The 21,995-nt window shown below is 50.4% G+C and carries 15 protein-coding genes; 9 read left to right on the plus strand and 6 right to left on the minus strand.

The annotated features are described in order from the left end of the window. Positions 1 to 451: 451 nt before the first annotated feature. Both AC2FIB_RS20500 and AC2FIB_RS20505 read right to left on the minus strand, forming a co-directional pair. Entirely contained in the window at positions 452 to 2,881 is a 2,430-nt protein-coding gene (locus AC2FIB_RS20500) for a tetratricopeptide repeat protein (protein ID WP_496737393.1), read from the minus strand. Positions 2,882 to 2,955: 74 nt separating this feature from the next. Then, on the minus strand, positions 2,956 to 3,648 hold the full coding sequence (locus AC2FIB_RS20505; RefSeq protein ID WP_496737395.1) for a sugar transferase: 693 nt from the start codon (positions 3,646 to 3,648) through the stop codon (positions 2,956 to 2,958). Between the two features lie 793 nt (positions 3,649 to 4,441). Here AC2FIB_RS20505 and AC2FIB_RS20510 point away from each other — a divergent pair. From AC2FIB_RS20510 to AC2FIB_RS20520, 3 genes are read left to right on the plus strand one after another with little or no spacing between them, the layout of a single operon-like run. Then, on the plus strand, positions 4,442 to 5,554 hold the full coding sequence (locus AC2FIB_RS20510) for an ExeA family protein (protein WP_496737396.1): 1,113 nt from the start codon (positions 4,442 to 4,444) through the stop codon (positions 5,552 to 5,554). 5 nt (positions 5,555 to 5,559) lie between these two features. Beyond that, entirely contained in the window at positions 5,560 to 7,116 is a 1,557-nt protein-coding gene (locus tag AC2FIB_RS20515; RefSeq protein WP_496737397.1) for a GumC family protein, read from the plus strand. Between the two features lie 13 nt (positions 7,117 to 7,129). Beyond that, positions 7,130 to 7,984, plus strand: a complete 855-nt coding sequence (locus AC2FIB_RS20520) for a CpsD/CapB family tyrosine-protein kinase (protein ID WP_496737399.1) — start codon at positions 7,130 to 7,132, stop codon at positions 7,982 to 7,984. A 47-nt stretch (positions 7,985 to 8,031) separates the two neighbouring features. Here AC2FIB_RS20520 and AC2FIB_RS20525 read toward each other — a convergent pair whose 3' ends face one another. Next, the gene (locus tag AC2FIB_RS20525) at positions 8,032 to 8,880 is read right to left on the minus strand and encodes a WecB/TagA/CpsF family glycosyltransferase (RefSeq protein ID WP_496737401.1); all 849 of its coding nucleotides are present in this window, start codon (positions 8,878 to 8,880) and stop codon (positions 8,032 to 8,034) included. 70 nt (positions 8,881 to 8,950) lie between these two features. Between AC2FIB_RS20525 and AC2FIB_RS20530 the strand changes: the two genes are divergently transcribed. The 6 genes from AC2FIB_RS20530 to AC2FIB_RS20555 all read left to right on the plus strand — a co-directional run bounded on the left by AC2FIB_RS20530 (position 8,951) and on the right by AC2FIB_RS20555 (position 15,408). Beyond that, positions 8,951 to 9,835 (plus strand): glycosyltransferase family 2 protein, encoded by an 885-nt coding sequence (locus AC2FIB_RS20530; protein ID WP_496737403.1) that lies wholly within the window; start codon positions 8,951 to 8,953, stop codon positions 9,833 to 9,835. Positions 9,836 to 9,849: 14 nt separating this feature from the next. Next, positions 9,850 to 10,863 (plus strand): UDP-glucose 4-epimerase GalE, encoded by a 1,014-nt coding sequence (gene galE, locus AC2FIB_RS20535; protein ID WP_496737404.1) that lies wholly within the window; start codon positions 9,850 to 9,852, stop codon positions 10,861 to 10,863. 106 nt (positions 10,864 to 10,969) lie between these two features. After that, positions 10,970 to 12,091: a Gfo/Idh/MocA family protein gene (locus AC2FIB_RS20540; RefSeq protein WP_496842674.1), complete on the plus strand. Its 1,122-nt coding sequence runs from the start codon at positions 10,970 to 10,972 to the stop codon at positions 12,089 to 12,091. Further along, a complete protein-coding gene (locus AC2FIB_RS20545) occupies positions 12,079 to 13,050 on the plus strand; it encodes an NAD-dependent epimerase/dehydratase family protein (protein WP_496737408.1) in 972 nt (323 codons plus the stop codon). Before AC2FIB_RS20540 ends, AC2FIB_RS20545 begins: the two co-directional genes overlap by 13 nt. Next, on the plus strand, positions 13,047 to 14,276 hold the full coding sequence (locus AC2FIB_RS20550) for a glycosyltransferase family 4 protein (protein WP_496737410.1): 1,230 nt from the start codon (positions 13,047 to 13,049) through the stop codon (positions 14,274 to 14,276). Before AC2FIB_RS20545 ends, AC2FIB_RS20550 begins: the two co-directional genes overlap by 4 nt. Further along, the gene (locus tag AC2FIB_RS20555; RefSeq protein ID WP_496737411.1) at positions 14,239 to 15,408 is read left to right on the plus strand and encodes a glycosyltransferase family 2 protein; all 1,170 of its coding nucleotides are present in this window, start codon (positions 14,239 to 14,241) and stop codon (positions 15,406 to 15,408) included. The genes AC2FIB_RS20550 and AC2FIB_RS20555 overlap by 38 nt, the downstream gene beginning before the upstream one ends. A gap of 552 nt (positions 15,409 to 15,960) precedes the next feature. On the opposite strand, the gene AC2FIB_RS20560 is transcribed toward AC2FIB_RS20555, so the two are convergent. The 3 genes from AC2FIB_RS20560 to AC2FIB_RS20570 form a co-directional block, all read right to left on the minus strand. Beyond that, positions 15,961 to 17,007, minus strand: coding sequence for a sulfotransferase domain-containing protein (locus tag AC2FIB_RS20560; RefSeq protein ID WP_496737413.1), 1,047 nt, complete (start codon positions 17,005 to 17,007; stop codon positions 15,961 to 15,963). Positions 17,008 to 17,443: 436 nt separating this feature from the next. Next, complete coding sequence (locus tag AC2FIB_RS20565) at positions 17,444 to 18,400, minus strand: sulfotransferase family protein (RefSeq protein ID WP_496737415.1); 957 nt, start codon at positions 18,398 to 18,400, stop codon at positions 17,444 to 17,446. A gap of 325 nt (positions 18,401 to 18,725) precedes the next feature. Then, positions 18,726 to 21,983: a PA14 domain-containing protein gene (locus tag AC2FIB_RS20570; protein WP_496737417.1), complete on the minus strand. Its 3,258-nt coding sequence runs from the start codon at positions 21,981 to 21,983 to the stop codon at positions 18,726 to 18,728. Between the last annotated feature and the right edge of the window lie 12 nt (positions 21,984 to 21,995).

Raw genomic sequence — 21,995 nt, forward strand, 5'->3', positions numbered from 1 at the left:
TCCATTTTGCATCGCTTTTGATAGAAACTCCATATTTTCTTCGTGCCAGCAGGGAAATTACCCATTATTTAAAGGGTTTTGTCCATTTGTGTTCACGCAAGTGAAGCCGCCATTGTGTGCAAGACGGACATTATTGCGCCATATTTGTGCTTTTGGTTCGCCTTATTCCTTCAATAGCATTCCGTTATGAAGTGCCTTGGGGCTTAAAAAACCATGATTGTTGGGCTGATCTTGTTGGGAATGATTGGAGGAGCGGCCTTCGGAGGCGCTACACTGATATCAGGCGCTTCGCTTGGTACTGCACTTGCAGTCTATGCAGGAACCGGTGTTTTTTTGGTTCTGAGTGCTGTCGTAATTACGGGGTTCCGAGCTGTTCCGAGAGATCGCTTACCCACGGAAGAAATGACCGGACAACATGCGATCGCACCGGCTTCCCGGATGTCCCAATAATTTAATTCTGCTCTGACAGTGCCTCCAGGAGTTCTTTTGCGCGCTCAATCTGTGGGAATTCCTGATTGGCTGATAGTTCCAGGGCCTTGTTTAACGTATCCTGAGCATTGTCGGTTCTCCCCAATGCCATATACACCTCTCCCAGATGATACTGCACCAGTGGGTTGTGTGGCAGGCCTTCTGCCGCAGTTTCCAGATGATTTAGCGCCTCTTCGTGCTGGCCACGTCGAAAGGCGATCCAGCCATATGTATCCTGAAAGGCGGGTACATCTGACCCCTTTAGCCGCCGTGCAATGGTGTAGGCGCGTGAAAGGCTTTCTTCGTCATCCTTATGCGTCGAGATCAGGCTGGCCAGATTGTTGGCAAAAACTATATTCCCTTTATTTTCCTCATAAATACCCTCATAGAGAGCGATGGCACCTTCGAAATCCTGCAGGCGTTCCAGCTGCTCTGCTTTCAGCAATTGAGGGAACAACGCATCGGGTTGGGCGGCAATGGCGATTTCGATTAATTCCGCCACTTCATCTTCGCGCTCCTGCGACACCAGAATACGATTAAGCTGGCGTAAAGGCTGGGGGGCTCTCGGAAACTCCTGTAGCAATGTGCGATAGATCGCTTCTGCCTGCACTTCCTGACCTTCGGCCACATGCAATCCCGCGCGTACGAAACGCAGATTCGGGTTTTCAGGGTCTTGTTGGAGTCGAGCTTCAAGCAAATTCCGAGCGTCATCCACTTTGCCGTTTTCAACATACGTACTGACGAGATTAGCCATCGCGACCGTTTCGTTTGCATCTTCTGTAAGTAGATCCCCAAGAAAAGCAATTGCATCTTCCGTTTGACTGCGTCGAAGCAGGAACGCTGTTTCTATCCAATTGGCAACGGCAAGTGCGGCAGGGGTGTTTTGCACCCGAAGCTCTGACAAAAGTTGGGGTATGCGGTCCCAATCCTGTTGTCTTAGCTGAATTTCAGCCAGGGTAGCTAGCAGGTCGACGTCAGCAGGAGAAACGCTCAGCGCGTCTGCTATTACAACCTCGGCTATATCCAGTCGGTCCTGCTGCAAAAGAAAGTTAGCATAGCGCAAAGACACTGCCGGTGCGCGGCCGGATGCCTCAACCGCCAGGGCATACCGCTCGCCGGCCAATTCACGTGCCCCGGCACGCTCATGAGCTTGTCCCATAAGGATCATGATGTCGGGGTCACGCGGTGCACCCGCTTGGGCGGTGCGCAAGGCTAGAATCGCATCTTCCGGGCGGTCATCTTCAATTTGCCAGGCAGCTTGCATTTTTAGCGCTTCGACGTGACCCTTCGTGTCTACAAGCACCTCGTCGATTATTGTCCTGGCCGCGCTGACCTGACCCTCGCTGACCAGCATACGCGCCAGATTTACCTTTAGGTTAGAAGTGTTCTCTGACGGTGCGGCTTTGGTCAGCAGGTCTTTCATCATGGCAATGGCCGTGTCGGTAGACCCGCTTTCGAAATTTAGGGCTGCGCGAGTGGCCAGATAGGTGGTTTCGTTCGGGTTCTCAGCCGTTAGCCGGTCCAGCTCTGTTCGGGCGCGCTCGATACCATAAGTGCGACGTAAAAAATCCACGATCCGGAGGTTTTCATTTACACCTGCATCAGGCGCATTGGCCAGTTGGCGCAGAAACGCTTCGGCACCAACTGTATCGCCCTGCTCCAGATGCCAGGCGAGCAACATATTGCGAACTCTCAAATTCTCCGCAAAACGCCTGGACATCGTTTGAAGCACGACACCAATTGTTGCTGCATCTTTTTGTGCATCTAAAATGCGCAACTTGGTGAGATACAGATCATATTCATCATTTAGGTGCGAAAGCGCGGTGTCGATCTGCTGCAGGGCAGTTTCGGGCGTGTCATTTGTCACCGCGTGGTCGACCACCAGACGCCACGCCAGCCGGTCAGATGGGTTTTCAACCAGTCTGTCTTGGGCGATCTTCAGATAAGATTCGAGGGTAGATGTGTCATCGGACAACGCCGCCTCACGATAGTCCAGAGCTGCGTTCAGGAAGATGACTTCGGCATTTTCAGGATCCAATTCACGGGCGGCGCGCCCGTGTCGGGTTGCTTCTTCCCAAGCATTCAGTTCCAGCGACATGCGTGTCAGCGGAATGCGGGCTTCCAGAAGATTCGGGTTATGTTCGGAAGCCAGCAAATACTGACTGATGGCTTCCTGTACTGCACCCTGTTCGGCGAGGGTTTGGGCAAAGAGTAGCCGGCCATCCTGATGTTCGTCGTCGAACTTGACCACATTGCGCAGTTCAATAAGCGCGCGCTCGAGGTCACCTTCTTCTAGAAGCTTGAGCGCTGACTGGTAATGCCGTTCTGCGCGCCCTTCGGAATCTTCGCACCCTGCAAGAAGCAAGGTGGCACAAATCACCAGAAGGTGCCAAGTGGCTGGGCGGTACGACATTGCGATCTTTCCAGCAGGACAAACCTGCCGACAGCATGCGGTATGTGGGGTTAATTTTTTCTACTTTAGAATGCTTAGTGTCCGGTTCCGCGTAAAACAACCCCGGCAGTGGCAAACAGAACACCCAGATCGGTTTTCAATGACAGACGCTCGGAATAGCTTGCATCAAAATCCGCCCGGCTGGCAAAGCTGCTGTCGTTGCGCTCTGACACCTGCCACAGACCAGTGATACCGGGCCGAAGTTTATAATAGGCTGTGCCTGGATAAAGTTCTTGTTGTACCGGAAGCATGGGGCGTGGTCCAACAAGGCTCATGTCCCCCTTCAGCACATTGAACAGCTGAGGCAACTCATCCAGGGATGTCTTGCGCAATGTCCGGCCAAGCGCTGTGATCCGCGGGTCGTTCTTGAGTTTCTGGGTCTCGTCCCATTCTCTGCGCGCTGCCGGATCACTGGCCAGATAGCTTTCCAATTGAGCGCTGGCATTAGGCACCATGCTGCGAAGCTTCCACATGGTGAAGAGCCTGCCATTCCGGCCAACACGCTTTTGCACATAAAGCGGGCTGCTTCCGTCACAGGCGATCAATGCGGCGAGCCCAAGAACGAGCGGAAGAACAATCGGCAGCGCAAACAAGACAAAAATGATGTCTACACTGCGCTTAAAGACATGTTGATAAATTCGGGTTGGCCCAGAAGTTAAAACGTCTCTGGCTTGGGCGGCGTGTATCGATTTTGCTTTGCATGGAATATCTGTGTACTGAACGGTCATAATCTAGTGCATCACTCTTTAACCAAGACCTAAAAAACGGCCTTTTTCACTTGCATGTAGCCCTTACAAAAAGGGCGGTACGCTACTCAAGCTGCAAATACAAATTGTGTCAGAACGGTGCTGGCAGCCCTCTTCACGCCACGATCGTAACACTATTTTAGATCATAGCTCAAACAGGCAGAGTCAAAAAAGGATAAAATTGACCCCAATGCGAGACCAATGCATCAACAACAGCAATATTGTTTCGCCTCTGAGTTCAGACAAGGGAGTGAATCCATCTCGCTATGTGAGTAATCTGGCATACGTTCAGTTCGGTTGCTGATATATTGTTCTCACTTTGACATGTAAGCATGTCTGTTGGGTTAATTGTTTCGCTGCACGCGCGCAGCGGAACTGCACGAATGCAACTACGCTTGTTGGGCAAGACACTGGAAATGGAGAAAATTATGGTTACTTTTTAGATATGTAACGAGCTCCAACCTTGCAATCGAATCGATGGCCGGTTTGGCGAGGCGGAAAGTGTCGCTCCACAATCGCAACGCCGGGCATTTACACTTTGAATAATCCGCCCGCTCTTATAAATTCACACGCGTCACTTCGGGTCATTCCCGGTAGTCGCGCAGAATTTTTCTCTTGGGAGATTGGGAGATTGGGAGCGTTGCGCGGTCAGGTGATTGGCAATTGTATTATTGAGCATTCCCATTAGAGCCTAGATTGAGGCTGGGATAGGAACACGGTTGGTCTGCGCCCCCGGGGCCATCGGTGAAACGTAATCAGGAGGAAGTACAGGTTGATGACCCATCGACTCTCTTCTGAAAAAAAAACGGGGGCCATTCGGCTGTTGTTGCAGCGCAAGTGGCGGGTGGCTGGAAAGAAGGCACGTTTGTTGGAAGACAGTAAATTTCAGGAGCATGCACCAAACAATATGGTGGCCCAAGATTTTGTGTCCTACAGAGATGAGGCGGACACCCAAAATTCAGCGCTGCCGGAACACGTAAATGAGTACAAAAATTTGAACATTAATCCGGCCGATACCCCCAGCAGCTACAATACGGATAGCTCGCTTGATATTTACACCGCGTATTTTGAGCTAACCGAGCGGCCGTTTTCTTTGCTGCCGGATCCAGATTTTCTGTTTTGGTCAAAGGACCACCTCAAGGCCTATACGATGCTCGAATATGGAATTCTGACATGCGCTCCGATCACATTGATTACCGGCGAAGTGGGCGCTGGCAAAACAACACTTTTGCACCATCTTCTGAAATCTGTCGGAGATGACGTGAAGATCGGGTTGATCTCCAATGCGCATGGCGACCGAGGAGAATTGTTGCGCTGGGTTCTGATGGCGCTGGGTCAACCGGCCCCTACGGACGCTACCTATGTTGACCTCTTTGCCGCCTTCCAGAGGTACCTGATCGAGCAATATGCCAAGGGGCACAGAGTTATTCTGATTTTTGACGAGGCGCAAAACCTGAGCCAAGAATCTCTCGAAGAGCTGAGAATGTTCACAAATATCAACTCTAATAAGGATGAGTTGCTGCAACTTGTTCTGGTGGGGCAGCCCGAGTTGCAGGACATTGTTCGCCAACCCAAAATGCGCCAATTCGCACAGCGCGTTGCCTCCAGTTTCCATCTGAATGCCATGGATATGCGCACGGTCAGGAAATATGTGGGCCATCGGCTGGAAGTTGCGGGTGCCGCGCGCAATTTGTTTAGCCCCGGTGCCACGGAGCTTGTTCATGAAGCCACCGGCGGCGTGCCGCGTCTGGTAAACCAGCTTTGTGATCTGTCCTTGGTCTATGCTTTCACACATGGGCGCAAAGGAGTTGTGCGGCATACAGTTCAGCAGGTTTTGGATGATGGGGCATTCTTTGCGTTTAGCTTATCTAGTGAAGAAGGCGCTTAACCGTCATGATGAATGAGTTTCGATTTTACCTTTCTTTGTTTCTGAGAAGGTTACACTATCTGATCCTGATCATAGTGGCCTGTACAGTTGCTGGCTTGTTTCTCGCCTTCACCTTACCGCCCGTCTACAGAGCTGAATCCCGGCTTGTTGTAGAATCCCCGCAAATTCCCGGAGAGCTTGCGTCGACAACCGTGCAGGCCAGTGTGGTGGAAATCTTGCAGGTCATTCAGCAAAGGCTATTGACGCGCTCCAACTTGTTGGATTTGTCGCGGCGCTTTGCAGTACATGCTGATCAACCAGGCATGCTGCCTGATCAGATCGTTGACGACATGCGCGAGCGTATTGAAATTGAACTGCCTTTCGATACGCGGAACCGGGCGTCTTTTGTTACCGTTTCTTTTGCGGCTCCAACCGGTGAAATGTCCGCATTGGTTACAAATGAGCTAGTTACTCAGATTCTGCAGGAAAACGTGGCCATGCGCACAAATGTTGCTGGTCAGACACTGGATTTCTTTGAACAGGAAGTCGCCCGCCTGGACGGTGAACTGGCAAAACTGGGTGCCAAAATTCTGGAATTCAAGGAGGCGCATAAAGACGCTTTGCCCGATAGCCTGGATTATCGCCGGAACCGCCAGTCCTCTCTTCAGGAACGCATTCTGCAATTGGATCGCGAATTGTCCGGTTTGCGAGATCGCCGCGCCCGGTTGGTTGAAATCTACGAACGTACGGGCCGTTCTGACCTTGCGGGTGAAAGCCTGACCCCTGAACAGCGGCGATTGCGACAGTTACAGGATGAGCGGGCCTCGGCCCTTGTGGTGTATTCACCGGATCACCCGCGCATTAAATCTCTGGACGGTCAGATTGCGGCAATGGAAGCGGCCAATATCAAGCTTGGCCTGGGGACAGAAACCGCCCCGAACATCACGGCCTTTGAGTTGCAGGTGTCTGATATTGATGGGCAGGTTGAGTTCATAGAAGAGCAGACAGAAATCATTAACGAAGAGCTTGCGCGACTGGCAGCCTCTATCAGTGCCACGGCGACCAATGCGATTGCGTTGGGAACCCTTGAGCGTGACTATGACAACCTGCGCCTTCAATACAGCCAGGCCACGGCCAGCTTAGCCGAAGCGCGTACAGGTGATCAGATTGAGGCTCAGTCCCGGGGGCAAAGAATTACCGTTGCCGAACAAGCCATCGTCCCGCGCACCCCGTCAGACCCTAATCGCAAGCTGATAGCAGCCGCTGGTTTTGCCGGCGGCGTCGGAATAGCGGTCGGACTCTTCTTGCTTTTGGAAATACTCAACAACACCATTCGCCGCCCGGTTGACCTCGTTGTGCGAACAGGGGCAACAGCATTCGGAATAGTGCCGTACATTCAGACAGCACGCGAGATCGCGATCCGCCGTAGCATGATTGCGGCAAGTATTCTTTTGCCAGTTGCAGGATTGTGCATCGGGCTCTATCTCATACATGTTTATTACATGCCTATTGACTTGCTGCTTGAAATGGTTGCTGAGAAACTGGGGGTCGGCACATTGCTCGACCGCTTCAAGGCGGCTTAGCAGGGAATAAATCATGGAACGTATCCAATCCGCCATTCAGAAGGCCCGAGAAGTACGGCAGCAATCCACCCAGGTGGAGAACGCTGCAACAAGTAGGGAACCTTCGATGCCCTCGAAGATAATTCCAAGCGAACCTTCTCCAATCGCGCCGGAAGTTTCCGTTGATCAGTTGTGGGCGCGTTTGCCGACAATTAAGCTAAAGCGCCGCCAACTGCATCGTGCTCGGATCATTTCTGACCAAGCTGGTACGACCACAGCGCCCTTTGATGCCTTGCGCACTCGGATCATGCATCAATTGCACACCAATAACTGGCGCCGGGTGGCGATCACCTCTCCCGGGGCGGCCTGTGGTAAAACCACTTTGTGCATGAACCTTGCATTCAGCTTTGCCCGCCAGCGTGCGACGCGCACAATGGTTATTGATCTGGACATGCGGCGCCCGGCTATCGAAAAGATATTGCGGCAGAAAGAACAACATAACTTTGCAAGTGCTTTGGAGGGAAATACCGCACCTGAAGAGCACATGGTCTGTTTTGCCGAGAAGCTGGCCTTTGCAACCAACCATAAACCTGTTCAAAATCCCGCGGAGCTCTTGCAGGACAGCGGCACTGCTTATGCCATAGACAGGCTGGAAGAGCGCTATAAACCAGATGTCATGCTGTTCGACACACCGCCAATGTTAGCGTGCGACGATACCTATGCTTTCCTCGATCAGATAGATTGTGTTTTGTTGATCGCCGCAGCCGAAGCAACGACGGCCGATGAGCTGGAGAAGTGCCAGCGCGAGATCACCACACGCTGCAATCTGATGGGGGTCGTCTTGAACAAATGTCGCTATCTGGACGAGGCAGACAGCTATGGGTATTGAATAGCCAATGACCGGCTACGCTAACGGCACTTACCGCGAAATTGACACTAGCGAGCGCTGAAGCGGGCACCAATTGCCCGCCACAGCAAATCCGGCATAATCAGAAAACAACGCCCGTATCGTATGGCAAGCCGACGTGGATTGCTCAGCAACCTCCAAGCCCATTCAAGGGCCAGAGATCTGACCCATCGGGGAGCTCGGGTTTGGCTGCCTGCGATAAAATCCAGCCCTGCTCCGATGGATACGAATCCACATTCCGGTGCCAGGTCGATTCCGCGTGCGGCCAATATTTCCTGCTTTGGAGCCCCGAGCGCAATAAAGCACAGTTTGGCACCTGATCGTTCGATTGTTTCCAAATAAGAGGCGGCCTCGGGCCCCGAGGGATCAAAACCTAAAGGGGGCGCAATCTGTGCGGCTATATGTAATTCGGGCGATATTTGTTGCAGATGGGCTGCTGCCTGACCAAGCGTGTCCTCCGTTGCACCGAGCAGAGCAATAGGGGCATCCTGCTTTGCCGCCAGCTTGGACAATGGAATGATCAACTCAGATCCAGGGATCAGTTCAATTGGACGGCCCGCCAACCGTGATAGCCAGACAATCGGGTTCCCGTCTGCCACAACATATGTATGTGCTTTATATGCCTCAAGAAAATCGGGCGAATGTCTCATCTTTACGATGTGGTCCAGATTAAGTGTTGCCAGAGCAAAACCGCACCCGCGCTGCCAGCGCGCCACAATGCTCTCATCAAGCTGCGCTCTTGTCGGTTGGTTAATTAAGGTCAAGAATTCTGGTTTGGTTGACGTATCGAGATCGTTCATACTTTCACCGGAAATCGTAAGATACGGATAAACAAAAGCTCTTATTCTCTGATGATCAACCTTCAATCGGATGTCCATAGCAGTTTGCAACACGCACAAACTCTGGCATCACATTATGTAGGTAATAGATCTTCAGTACGGAATTTTCATGCAAGGCTTTGATGCAAACCAACGCGAAGATAATGCGGCTATGGGCGATGTAAATGATGTTCTTTGCGTGATTATTGCCGCTTATAATGAAGAAGCCTATATTGGCCCATGCCTGAAGGCGCTTTTGCTGCAAGATGATGCGGCCGGCCCTGTTGCAGTTATTGCAGCCGCAAATGCGTGTACTGATCGAACTGAAGAAATTGTTCACGCCTATAAGGTCGATTTCGAAAAGCGGGGCTGGACCCTGACGCTGCTCAATATCGAAGAACCGGGCAAGGTAAATGCCTTGAACATTGCCGATGGTGTGGCGTCCGGCATGGCATATATTTATCTGGATGCAGATGTAATTTGCGATCCGGATCTGCTGGGTCAACTGCGCCGCGCGCTCGATGATGCGAAGCCGATTTATGCGACGGGAACCCTTCAGGTGGCCCGTGCAAAAAGCTGGATCACCCGTGCATATGCCGATCTTTGGACCCGCTTGCCATTCGTACAGGGCGGCACGGTTGGAGCAGGCCTCTTTGCCATGAACGCTGCCGGGCGACGGCGTTGGGAGACCTTCCCCGAGATCATTTCAGATGACACTTTCGTACGGTTGCAATTTACACCGGAGGAGCGTATCGAAGTCGCTGCCCGGTATCATTGGCCCATGGTTGAAGGATTCAAAAACCTTGTCAGGGTGCGCCGACGCCAAGATGCCGGAGTAATCCAGATCGTGCATCTGTTTCCCGAACTTATGAAAAATGAAGCAAAATCTACCCTGTCGACAACTGAATATCTGCGGTTGTTTGGGGCAGCTCCAGTCAGCTTTGTGATCTATGGGGCCGTGCATCTTGTTGTGCGCTTGCGCCCCGGTGGAACCGAATGGTCACGCGGTCGGTAAAGAGAGACGGTAATATGGGAAAACAGGTCCTATTGACGGGCGGCACAGGCTTTATCGGCTCGCACACATATCTGGCATTGGTAAAAGCCGGATACGACGTGACAATTTTGGACAATTTTGAAAATTCGCACCGCTACGTTCTGAATCGTTTGGCTCAAATTGCGAAGCGACCGACACCGGTCATTGACTGTGACATTCGTTCCCAAGCAGATGTTATGAAAGCCTTTACGAACCAAAATTTCGCCGCGGTTGTGCATTTTGCGGCGCGCAAAAGTGTCTCGGAAGGTGAAGCTGATCCAGTAGGCTATTATCAGAGCAATTGCGCCGGGCTTCTTAACGTCATCACAGCCATGCGTGCACATCACGTCGGAAAGATTGTTTTTTCTTCCAGCGCTGCAGTTTACGGTGTTCCCAAAGTTGTTCCAACTCCGGAACACACATGTCCGGCCCCCGAGAGTGTCTACGCCAGAACCAAAGTTTTGGGAGAGACCATCCTGAACGACTTGGCTTTGGCACATCCTGAAATGACCGTGGGCATATTGCGATACTTCAATCCCGTTGGAGCACATGCATCCGGATTGATTGGTGAGGACCCCAGCCAGCCTCCTACAAACCTGGTTCCTTTAATCGCGCGAGTAGCCGGCGGGGAAATGCCCGCATTAAAGGTGTTTGGCGGGGATTATGCGACGCCGGACGGGACCTGCATACGTGATTACATCCATGTCGAGGATCTTGCCCGTGGGCACGTACTGTCTCTGCATGCCTTGTTTCGGGACGATCAAGGTCATTGCGTCAACTTGGGAACCGGTGTCGGCTATAGTGTGCTAGATGTGATAAGTGCTTATGAAAAAGCGTCTGGCAGCTCTATCCCCCATGAAATCACAGATCGCCGCCCTGGTGATCCGGAAAGATCCTGCGCAGACGTCTCAAAGGCAAAGGAACTTCTGGGCTTTGAAGCTCAACTTGGTTTGCTGGACATGTGCACAAGCAACTGGAAATATTACGTGAACCAAAGAACAGCAGGGTGAGCATGATTGAGAACATTCTCATCTTTTACGTTCAGATGATCTACAAATTGTGCTTTTCAGAAGTGAGAGTGTTTATTAACTGGCTGAATAGTTACGGTTTGCCTAAATGATGGATATATCAATTATCGGCTGCGGTTTTGTAGCAGACCTCTACATGCGGTCATTTTGCAGCTTTCCTGATGTTCAGGTTGCTGCGGCCTATGATCGTGACCAGAAAAGAGCCGCAGAGTTTGGCAAACACTGGTCGGTTCCGATTGCGTGTTCTTTCGAAGAATTACTCAGGGATCAGAAGCCTGGCGGCCTCATTTTGAATCTCACCAACCCATCTTCGCATTATGAAATAACAAACCAGTCTCTGAGTGCGGGCTTCCACGTTTACACGGAAAAACCTCTCGCACTGAAAATGGAACATGCCCACACCCTGTACAATCTGGCAAAAGAACAGAACCTGATGTTGGCTTCTGCGCCCTGCAGTGTTTTGGGTGAATCCTGCCAGATCTTGCTACAAGCAATAAGAAATGGCGTCATTGGCCAACCCCGTTTGGTTTATGCCGAACTGGATGACGGTTTTCTTCCACAAGCTCCCCATCAGGATTGGCGCAGTGAATCCGGTGCCCGCTGGCCGGCAGAGGATGAATTCAGAACCGGGTGTACGATCGAGCACGCAGGTTATTATCTGAGCTGGCTTGTTGCCATGTTTGGGTCTGTAAAACGCGTCGTGGCAGCTTCGGCTTCTGTTCTGACTGACTTGCTGCCCAGTGAAGCAGCACCGGATGTCTCAATCGCTACATTGTTTTTTGAGAATGGCACAGTCGCACGTCTCACCTGTTCCATTGTTGCGCCGCATGACCATTCAATCCGAATTGTTGGAGATATGGGGGTCCTTAAAGTCAAACAAGCTTGGAACAATCGAGCGCCGGTTCGGTTTCACCGGAGATTTACAGTTCGGCGGCGGCTGTTCGAATACCCAATTGGCAAACGATTGAAATCCGACTTAGCAATGCCGCCATCAACAAGGCGCGTCGGGGCGGCAGCCATGAATTTCGCCTTGGGACCGGTCGAGATGGTGCGCTCCCGGCAGCAAAATCGCGCCTGCCGTCTGAGCCCCGAGTTTGCCCTGCATTTAAACGAGATAACGCTTGCCATCCAGGATGCAGGTTACGGCAATGGAATACAGACCATTCAATCTCGTTGTGATCCGATGGAGCTTGTCCCTTGGCGCAGTTGAATGTTCTGGTCACCGGCGCCAACGGTTTCATCGGGGCGCATGTTATCTCCGCGCTTCTGTCGCGGAATCATTCCATCTCGGCTGTTGTTCGAAAGCCGCGCACTCTGCGCCCCGAATGGAAAGAAAACGTTGCCATTCAGTCAATTATCTCGGATCTGGTTGATGCAACAGCCGAATTGACCCTGGCCTGTGTGAAAGCTGATGTTGTTGTTCATTGCGCCGCCGCGATGACTGGGGATGACGATACCCACAAACACGACACTTTATTGGCAACTGAGCGGCTGGTCGGGATGATGCGCCCCGGCGCGCATCTGGTTTTGATTAGCTCCTTGGCCGTATATGATTATTCCGCCCTTTCAAACTTTGCCGTGTTGGATGAGGCGACGCGGTTGGAGGCGCATCCGGAACAGCGCGATGCGTATTGCCGTGCCAAGCTGGCGCAAGAAAAAATAGCCCGTAGCTCAACGAAGGAACGCGAGGTCACGTTATCTGTTTTGAGGCCGGGTGTCGTCTTTGGGCCCGGGCGCCTGTGGAATTCACATCTGGGGATCGGGTTGGGGCCGATATTGTTGCGTACCGGTGCAAAGGGCGAGGTGCCTGTCAGCTTTGTCAAACATACTGCAGAGATAATTTCCCTGACTGCAGAGCAGGATAAGAGCGTGGGGACATTAAACGTAATTGATGACGAATGCCCAAGTCGTTCTGCATATGTGAAATGTCTTGCACGCACTGGCTGGCCAAAATGGGTGATCCCACTCCCATACAATCTTCTGTTGCTCTTCGCAGCAGTGTGCACGCGACTGCCGGGCATGCCAGGTCTGCTGCGAAAACCCGTTCTGGCAGCCCGGATGAAACCCCTCTGCTACTCTAATGCACGCCTTCACAAGCGATTGCACTGGCACCCAATCATGGGTTTTGAACAAGCCGTGCGCCACTCTGCCGAGAGGGTAGCCAGATGAAATTTACGGGCCCTGTTGCTTACCTAACCGGAGAATACCCGCGGGCAACAGACACATTCATTCAGCGTGAAGTTTTTGCTTTACGACACCAGGGCCTGACAGTGCTGACCTGCTCTATCCGCAGAACTGATAAAGAACATTTAGTAGGTGAAGAACAGCGGTCTGAGGCCGCGTCAACATTCTATGTTTTGCAAGCGGCAAGATGCTTGCCGCATTTAGCCAACTGCCATGTCCGGGCGTTGATCTGTCGGCCCGGGCGCTATCTCTCGACACTGCTCCTGGCTTTGCGAAAACGCCCAGCGGGATTGAGGGCCATATTGTACCAGCTATTCTACTTTGCCGAAGCCGTTATCTTGTCAGACCACCTGCAAAAGAACAACGTTAAGCACCTGCATAATCACATTGCCAAGTCCAGTTGTACGGTCGCAATGCTGGCCAGCCGCCTGTCTGGAATACCTTTCAGCTTTACGTTGCATGGGCCTGATATTTTCTTCGAACCTTTCCACTGGCAACTCAGAGAAAAGATCGCCGCAGCTTCTTTTGTTGCCTGTATCAGCCACTTCTGCCGCTCTCAGGCCATGGTGTTTTCCGCTCCAGAGCATTGGGAAAAATTACACATCGTGCATTGCGGTGTTGAACCTGAACGCTATCAGCGCAAAACAACTCACCAAAACGGCAATCAACTTCTCTTTGTTGGACGATTGGCTGGAGTGAAGGGGGTGCCTCTGCTGCTGGATGCTATGGCCAAGCTGAGTTTCCAGTATCCCGACCTGCACCTGACATTGATCGGGGATGGACCGGACCGGGCAATGCTGGAGGCAGAAACCGAGCGTCTTGGGTTGCAAACAAGAATAACATTTGCCGGGTATAAATCTCAGGACGAGGTCGCAACTGCGTTCTTACAAAGCGACATCTTTATTCTTCCAAGCTTTGCCGAAGGGCTTCCCGTAGTTTTGATGGAAGCATTGGCCGCAAGCCTGCCAGTCGTCACGACGCGTATCGCGGGTATTTCTGAATTGGTAGAAGACGGAAAAAGCGGAATGCTCGTTCCACCAGGAGATGCAGAATCCCTGACGGAGGCAATCCGCGATCTTCTGAGCGCACCAGAAAAGAGAATATCCATGGGAGAGACCGGCGCACGCAAAGTACAGGCAGAATTCGATATCCAGAAAGAAGCCCGCAGTCTTCATGACCGCATCGCAGCATTTCACCACTCGACTGGATGACCGCAATTGCGCCACGATCATCAACGATAGACAGTTCACACTTGTACCGCTGATAAATAAGAGAGTATCTTGCGCGCACGGCCCGTCTCAGTTGGCCAGGGTACATCTGTCAAGGTTTTTGAGTTTCTGGTTAAGCACTATGGATAATTGCCCGGGCTCTAAAGAAGAGTTCAAAATTGTTATTTCAATTATCAATTTCCGCACCCCGGAGTTGACAATTCAATGTGCTGAATCTGTTCTCGCAGATTTAGGGGAATTGCATGCACATGTTGTTATCGTTGACAATTTTTCTGATGATGGCTCCGTAGAAAAAATTTCAAGATGGATCAGAGAGTTAGAGCCTACTGCCTCTGTCACTTTATTAAAATCGGAAATTAACTCGGGTTTCTCCGCCGGACACAACAAAGGCATTTTGTCTTTTCCAGCTGATTATTATCTCATCCTAAACTCGGACGCGTTGTTGCAACGAGGGTTTTTTGATGCGATAATGACCGCCACCCAAAATAACCCAAATGCTAGTTTGTATGCTCCTAGAGTAGATTATACAGGCGGGCAACCTCAGAATACATGTTTCCGCTTCCCTAATCCTGTCAGTGAGATAATCCGCGGAGCTCGTACTGGGCTTATTACGCGTATATTTAAAAAATATGACGTAATTATCAATTGGCCACCGCCTCGAAATCAAATTGATTGGACAAATTTTTCATGTGTTCTGATCCGTCACGAATTATTGAATGACCTTGGACCGATGGATGAAGGGTATTTTCTTTATTTTGAAGACACAGCTTATTGCTGGAAATTGCGTCAAGCTGGTTTGGAAATTGACTATGTACCCGAGGCACGCCTGGTTCATTTTGAAGGGGGTAGTGGCCCTGTTGAAAATAGTATGCATAACTATGAGCGTTTGCCCAAGTATTACTATGCTTCGCGAACTCGGTTTTTCTATCAAGCCTATGGTATAAAAGGGGTTTTACTAGCTAATACCTGCTGGTACTTTGGCCGCTTCTTAGCGGGATCAAGAATACTTCTTGGTCATTCAATCCCCAAAGCCAACGCATCAGAGTGGCGCGATATTTGGACTAACACGCTGAAACCACTAGACGTAGATACCAGCTGCCGGAGCCGCAAGTGACCCAAAAAGCTTTTTTTATTTGGCATCGTCGCCATCAGGAGAAACGAAGGCGATCGCCTTATTAGCCGCCTCACCTCAGGGCACATTGAAAATGTTTGCCCGTTTCTTGGGGAGAGCGAAGGGATAGAATGGCAGTCGGATATCACTAGGCAAAATGATCCGCACAATGAAATGCAAAATACTGTCTGCAATAACCCTGTAGTAAATGCGTTGCGCCAAACCCCGATAGCCTAGGCTGTTAGCGATCGTATATGAGCATGTCGGCAAATTCAGAAACGGCCTGATTTATCCGTAGGCCGGCGCTCTGACCTAGAAGAGGTGTTCTCCAAAGATTATGTAAATATCTGCCAATTAATACCTCAAGGCAAGTTACTCGTTTAAATGAAAGAAAGTTGAGCCCCCTATCTGAGCAAGTCTCGGACGATGCATGTTCAGACAACTTGGAACAAGTGAAAACAGGACAATAGCCGCAGTACGGACAAAGCAGTCTAGTCCAAGTGTACCTAATAACTCCCGCGCAGGCAGACATGACAGCATGTCAAAACCACGCTGTCATCCGTAGGAATTAATTCGTTGACACGTTGTCCATTCTGAAGTCGGGATTATTGGATCCGCTAAGCATTGCTTTACGTCTTCCTCAATGAGTTTAAACGCAAACTTCTTGTCTTCATCTGTAAATTCTGGGTAGGAGATCGCGCTATTTTCTTGGTTTCGACCCAGTATCGTTCTGATGTGTCCTTTGGCAACCTCTTTCAGCCTAGGAAAAAAATCGGGTTTCACTTCCCTAACTGAGGCATTGAGTGCAGGGACATCACCAAGCCCCTGATAAGGTATCTGCAAAAAATCACAAATTTCCTTTTCTAAGGACAAGTAATCACCCAGTGCCGAATAGGGCAAAAGGAGCATTTTGTCCTCTCCAAATACAGACCGCCAGCGCGAGATATGCTTCCAGTAGCAGCTTCGTTCGGCGTGGAAAAACAAAGGCTGAAAGCCCTGATCAATACGTTGCTCCTCGGCTTCAAGTGAGCCAACGAAATCCAGTACCTCAAGACCATCTCTAAGGGTGTGGCAAAATTCTGAGTACATGCGCTCAACTGGATCGCGAAGTATGCACATGACTTTGACGTTATCATTTACCAATTCGCCGTTTATCCGATCACAGGTACCTAAGTCGGCAAAATAATCGGTAGACGCATCTAGACGCCAAATATCGGGTGCCGCACCTTCAAACTGCAACTCATACTCAGCAGGATCAGACATGTACCCGTCCTCATTGCTAACCTCAAATTGATCAGGATAACGGGCATTAATAATCCATCTTCGCTCACCGGTTCGGAAGAAACCTGGTTCTTTAACTCGCGCAACTTGAACCAATTGGTGCTGCCCCAACCAATTTGCCAACGATGAGGTGCCACATTTAGGTGCCCCTACAATAAAAACACGACTTCTGCTCATATTAATAAGCCATCCACAAATTTTCCAACAACCTATTAGGCGACTTACTGGCGTAGCAGCCTCTTCAGAGGCGTTTTCCACCTCCTTTTTTCCACCTTTTGATGCTAACTCTTTTCCATGACTTGGATCAATAACCGACAACACGGCAATGGGCGGTGAATCGACAATTGGTTGCCCTTATTCTATCCGCCTGATCGACAAGTTCGACGTCTGCTCTGAGCTCAAAGAGTTATCTAACAAAAACATCTAGATGACTTCTTCACCGCGCTGAGCGCCCTTTATGATAGCAGATTCCATTCTTTGCAGCATCGAGTTTCGAGAGCATAATCATAGTAGGATTGTCTATGTCGTAACCTGTTCTGGTTCAACTAAGAGTGCCTAAACCGCACCCCTCAATGTGAAACCAAACACCTGCAGAAGACCTGCCAAACGTTAGAGCAATTCGGGGGCAGCGCACCCGGCGCGTTCGCCCAATACAAAACCGCAAAATATGGCCGTGCAGTCCACCGAATCTCATTACAAGCAAGGGGCACACAAGAAGCAGCTCAGGAGCTTCAATAATTTCCAAACATATAAGATTCTATTTAAGCGATGCTCGTTCTATATCAGACATTTTATTACGAATCAGTCGCTCCAACCTTTGAAGGCGGAATTTCCGCACTACTTTTTCCCCAAAAAAAAGAATGAAGCCAAAACGTTCAATGCCACTGATCCAAATACCAGTTTTATTTTTCAACCATAGCTTGCTTTCTAGCATTCTTCCCATGGAGATGGATTCTCCCAATACGTCGTACCCACGTTCCCTCATCAGCTTGCCGGCTTTGCGCTCAACAAGCGCAACGTCAATTGCATTCATTTTACGACGCCATTGATATATAAGCGATTTATCTGGAGGGCCATAGGTAGAGCCCTTGTGATAGTCCAGCATCTCTTGAGCGTAAGTGGCACCTAAAAAATCGCAAACTCTGCGCAATTCATTTTCTGGTTCACTCATTAACATTTCATATTTCAGATTCATGTACTGACCTGAGCACATAGACTTTTTCTCGTCTTCCCAAGATCGCTCCACCTCACACCAGAAATCCACACCATGATAGGTTGTTCCTGCCCAACCCATTCCAACAACGGACAGGGCGACATCTCTAGGGTCTCGCAGCAAATGAATAAACTGAGCATCAGGGAATATAGCTTTAATCTTTTTCAGATTTCTATGCACATTAATAGTAAACACTGGTTTTGTTTCTTTTTTGTGCAGTTTTTTCATCATGAAAAACAGCAGTTCCAAGCCATCGTAGAGGTCAACATCTATTCCGAATTCCTGTTCTAAAAAAACACGATCAAGTTGCAATTCTTCCTTTTTATAAAACCACCTGGATAAGTTCTCCTTATCTCTTTGTATATAATCAAATAAGAAATCGAACTCCCCCGGGTTGCTGATTTGTGGATGTTCATCAAGCATCAGCCGAAAAACAGTTGTTCCAGAGCGCTCTGCACCAAAAACGAAAATTTTGGTAAAATCTGAACTATCATATCTCATTTAATCACCTATCAAATGTTGACAATCAACACCGACAATATATTTTACTCAGCTCCTGCACGTCGCTGCCCGCAAAGCAGCTCTCCAAGAGATCAGAAAACTGCCCTAACAATCGATGCAACTGACGACGGTAAAAACTGTGCGGGTGCGGCTATACCTAGAGCGTACTGTACTGGCAAAGCTCTTTTGATGGATTGCGGCCAAGTTTAGCATCCCATTTTTGTTTAATATCCATTAACGAAATGGATTTGAAGAACGCAGAAGCACCAGATCAACAAGTCAGGGAATGCCTGTATGCCGACTAAAAGAGGCACTAGAACACGGGCTATAGATCCCAAACGTCTACAGTGACGGTCGCTTCGGTAAATTGGCCATCGCTGTCTGCCGCCCAGTAGCTGAAACTGTCCGTTCCAACAAAATCCGGGTTTGGCCTATAAAGCAATTCGCCGTTGTCCTGCAGGTATACATTACCATTGGGCGTCGTGCTCAACCCGTCAACACGCAGCGTATCACCAGCAGAATGGCTATCGTTTGCCAGAACATCGATGAATATATCCTGCCCGGCCTGAGTGCTGACCGAGTCGTCTTCAGTCGTCGGAGCGAGTCCGTCAAACGTAAAGACACCATTGTATTTGGCACCACCAAGCTGATTCAGAGTATATGAATTCTGAAGCTCACTGTCCGTCATATCCAGAGTGACCACATGGCTGAATTTGTGCAGCTCTCCGGTCGCCCGATCAGCGATCAAATCCTCAATCAGGAGAATATTCGTCCCGTCCTCAGTTTTATAGTAGCCATCATTTACGATCATGCGCGCCAGGTTATCAGTGTAGTCTAACCTTTGGATGTCGCCACTGAACTGGCGATCTCGAGATCCGATGGAATCTGTTTTAATACCATCGAGATAGAGGGTCTCACCCCTCGAAATCGTCGTATCCCCAGTCAAGACAAAGTTCAGGCGACCTTCTACAAGATCATCCGATGACATGAGCGTGTGCCGTGATGAATTGAAGCCTACATATTCATTCTCAACATCGTCTTGGACGACATTAATCAAAACATGATCAACGTCACTATCGCCAACCTGGAACGTGAACCTCTGATCCAGATTAATACCGTCTTCGAAACCTTCCACCGTGATTCCGTTAACCACAATGTCAAAGGTATTATTGCCGACATCGAACCCAGTTCCTGCAGCAAAGTAAGGATCTGAGTTTTCCGTACCAACCAAGTCAATATCTAAGAAAGTATAATGCGATGTATATGATATATCGACGCCATTTTCAGTTTCCCAATTGAGGAAACCATCGAAAACACTTCTTGCATCATGCCTTTGCTCAGCACTAGCTTTAACAACGACAAGGCCAATTTCTGTTCCAAAAGCTTCATTATTGCTGAAACCTTGAATAACCGCACGACCGACAGGAATACTGTCTGCACCATACCCGAGTTCCGGCTGGTCCAAATTTTCTGTCAACGGGTCCCTTGGGACATGACGATGCATCCAGACGAAGCCATGTGTCGTGTTAACTGCGACATTGTCAACAGCTTCAACTAGGCGACCAGCAAAGAAGAACCCATCACCTGTGCGCCCTGTATCATGGCGCTCTGAATCTTCACTGGTTTTGATCTGCGCACTGCCCCAGCCTACCCCTACAGATTTGATGGCCATATTATGGGACCATATTCCAGTCTCACTTCCGTCTTCAGCGGCGAAGGCGGCACCAAACACGTCAAAAGCAACATTGTCTGTGAAATACGCGTGGCTGTCATGATGTACAAACCCCCAGCCGGGTGATCCACTTACCGTATTGCCTATCGCGATTGCGGGATCTTCCTGATCTTCGACACCGGTTCTGTGGAAGTGGAAGGGGTATCGCGCCTTAATATTAGTATCCGCGTTTACATCACTGAGCGTTGCAACATCATGCGCTGGAATTGACTTGTCAGTTCGACCCAGATCGTCAAAGGCAGCATAACGCACATCAACATCATCCGAATGCATGAACATCGTGTGCCCGCGATGATGAATCGCCGTACTATCCCCATCTTCGCTTGAGAAAGTAATATTGCGCGTCATGTTCGCGACATAAGCAGACAAATCTTCTCGCGGCGTGTCGTGGTCATATTGCAGGGGGCGATCAATGGTAATTGTGTTACCGTCGATCCCCGTAATGACAACCTCCTCGTCCTGGCTTTCATGGTGGACCACGGCCCGCACATCGTTATCCCAGGCCCAGCCTTGCTTTTCTGTTCCACTCAAAACAATCGTGTCACCGATTTGCCAGCCTTCCGGAATTTCGGCCAGGTTGATTTCAGTGCTGCCAGCCATCGGTGCATCAGACACCTTGAGGAAGCTGGTTTTCTCGGCCCCGTATATCTCGACTTCACCATGTGAGACAACGCCACGAGACAGCAGCAGAGGATCCCACCCTGTATCGATATCGCCATTGTTGGCGATCACGATTTGAACGTCCACATCCGGGTCGATCGGGTTTTCAGCCGTCCCGATTTCCAGACGCCCGGTTGACGATACAACCATCGTGTCCAGCAGAATTTTGGTATTCACATCGGTGGCAAATGCCAGTTCGCCATCCACACGCACAGAGAACAGGGACTCATTGCTTTCCCCGTCATATGTCAATGATACCCCTTCGGGGATCAAGACCTTAGCATCCGCATCCGGAATACGCCCTTCATGCCAGGTGGCCGGGTCAAACCAATCGCCATCGCTGATCGCTACGTGCGTAGCCTCGGCACGGTCCACCAAGTCCAGCACTTCCCTATGTTCATCAGCTTTGCTGGCATCATCGCCATGAGCGTGAGCGTCCGTCTGGGCTTTGACTGCTGCAACATATGCATCGACTGCACTCGAATCAGTCGGATCGGTTGGCGGAGGGATGTAACCGTCACTATGCCCGCCACCATGATGTCCCGAGTCATCATCCGTACCGTGGCCGCCGCCATCGTGACCATCATGTCCGTCGGTATCACCGGTCCCGTGGCCATCATGCCCACCGTCATCTGAGCCATGATCATCTGGAGTGCTGTGGCTGAACGCATCGCCCGAGATCACTTCGCGCTGACCGTCGCTGTCGGGGCCTTCCCATTCCAGCCGCAGGGTTGAGGCTCCTCCACTCTCGAAATAACGCACCTCAATCTCATGAGCGCCCGCGGACAGGTCCAGCGTGACTTGTTGCTCGACAGATCCGTGCAGCCCGTCATTGTCAATCACAGGTTGACCATCGATATAGAGCGCCGAGCCATCATCAGAGGTCAGGTAAAACGTATAGATGCCGCCCTCAGAAACATTCAGATTGCCTTCGTAGTTCACCGCAAAATTATCAGACGGACCACCCTCCCACAGCGATCCGCTGCTCAGATAGGTGCTCAGCTCAGAGGCCGTGCCCGTTCCATACGGCGTGGCGTCAAAGTCTATCTGGGACAGGCTCGATATGCCCGCCGCCAAAATGAAATATGCTCCGAGTAGACCTGGCATGTCTGCATTGATACCTTGATCCCCAGTGTCATGTCCATCATGCCCGCCGACATCGCCATGGCTGAACGCGTCGCCCGAGATCACTTCGCGCTCACC

The sequence above is a fragment of the Ruegeria sp. YTSA072 genome (assembly GCF_059610285.1).

Bases quoted from the DNA above. Each gene is read 5' to 3' on its own strand.
- AC2FIB_RS20500 (WP_496737393.1), bottom strand. From the start codon at position 2,881: ATGTCGTACCGCCCAGCCACTTGGCACCTTCTGGTGATTTGTGCCACC.
- AC2FIB_RS20505 (WP_496737395.1), bottom strand. From the start codon at position 3,648: ATGACCGTTCAGTACACAGATATTCCATGCAAAGCAAAATCGATACAC.
- AC2FIB_RS20510 (WP_496737396.1), top strand. From the start codon at position 4,442: ATGACCCATCGACTCTCTTCTGAAAAAAAAACGGGGGCCATTCGGCTG.
- AC2FIB_RS20515 (WP_496737397.1), top strand. From the start codon at position 5,560: ATGATGAATGAGTTTCGATTTTACCTTTCTTTGTTTCTGAGAAGGTTA.
- AC2FIB_RS20520 (WP_496737399.1), top strand. From the start codon at position 7,130: ATGGAACGTATCCAATCCGCCATTCAGAAGGCCCGAGAAGTACGGCAG.
- AC2FIB_RS20525 (WP_496737401.1), bottom strand. From the start codon at position 8,880: ATGGACATCCGATTGAAGGTTGATCATCAGAGAATAAGAGCTTTTGTT.
- AC2FIB_RS20530 (WP_496737403.1), top strand. From the start codon at position 8,951: ATGCAAGGCTTTGATGCAAACCAACGCGAAGATAATGCGGCTATGGGC.
- galE (WP_496737404.1), top strand. From the start codon at position 9,850: ATGGGAAAACAGGTCCTATTGACGGGCGGCACAGGCTTTATCGGCTCG.
- AC2FIB_RS20540 (WP_496842674.1), top strand. From the start codon at position 10,970: ATGATGGATATATCAATTATCGGCTGCGGTTTTGTAGCAGACCTCTAC.
- AC2FIB_RS20550 (WP_496737410.1), top strand. From the start codon at position 13,047: ATGAAATTTACGGGCCCTGTTGCTTACCTAACCGGAGAATACCCGCGG.
- AC2FIB_RS20555 (WP_496737411.1), top strand. From the start codon at position 14,239: ATGACCGCATCGCAGCATTTCACCACTCGACTGGATGACCGCAATTGC.
- AC2FIB_RS20565 (WP_496737415.1), bottom strand. From the start codon at position 18,400: ATGAGATATGATAGTTCAGATTTTACCAAAATTTTCGTTTTTGGTGCA.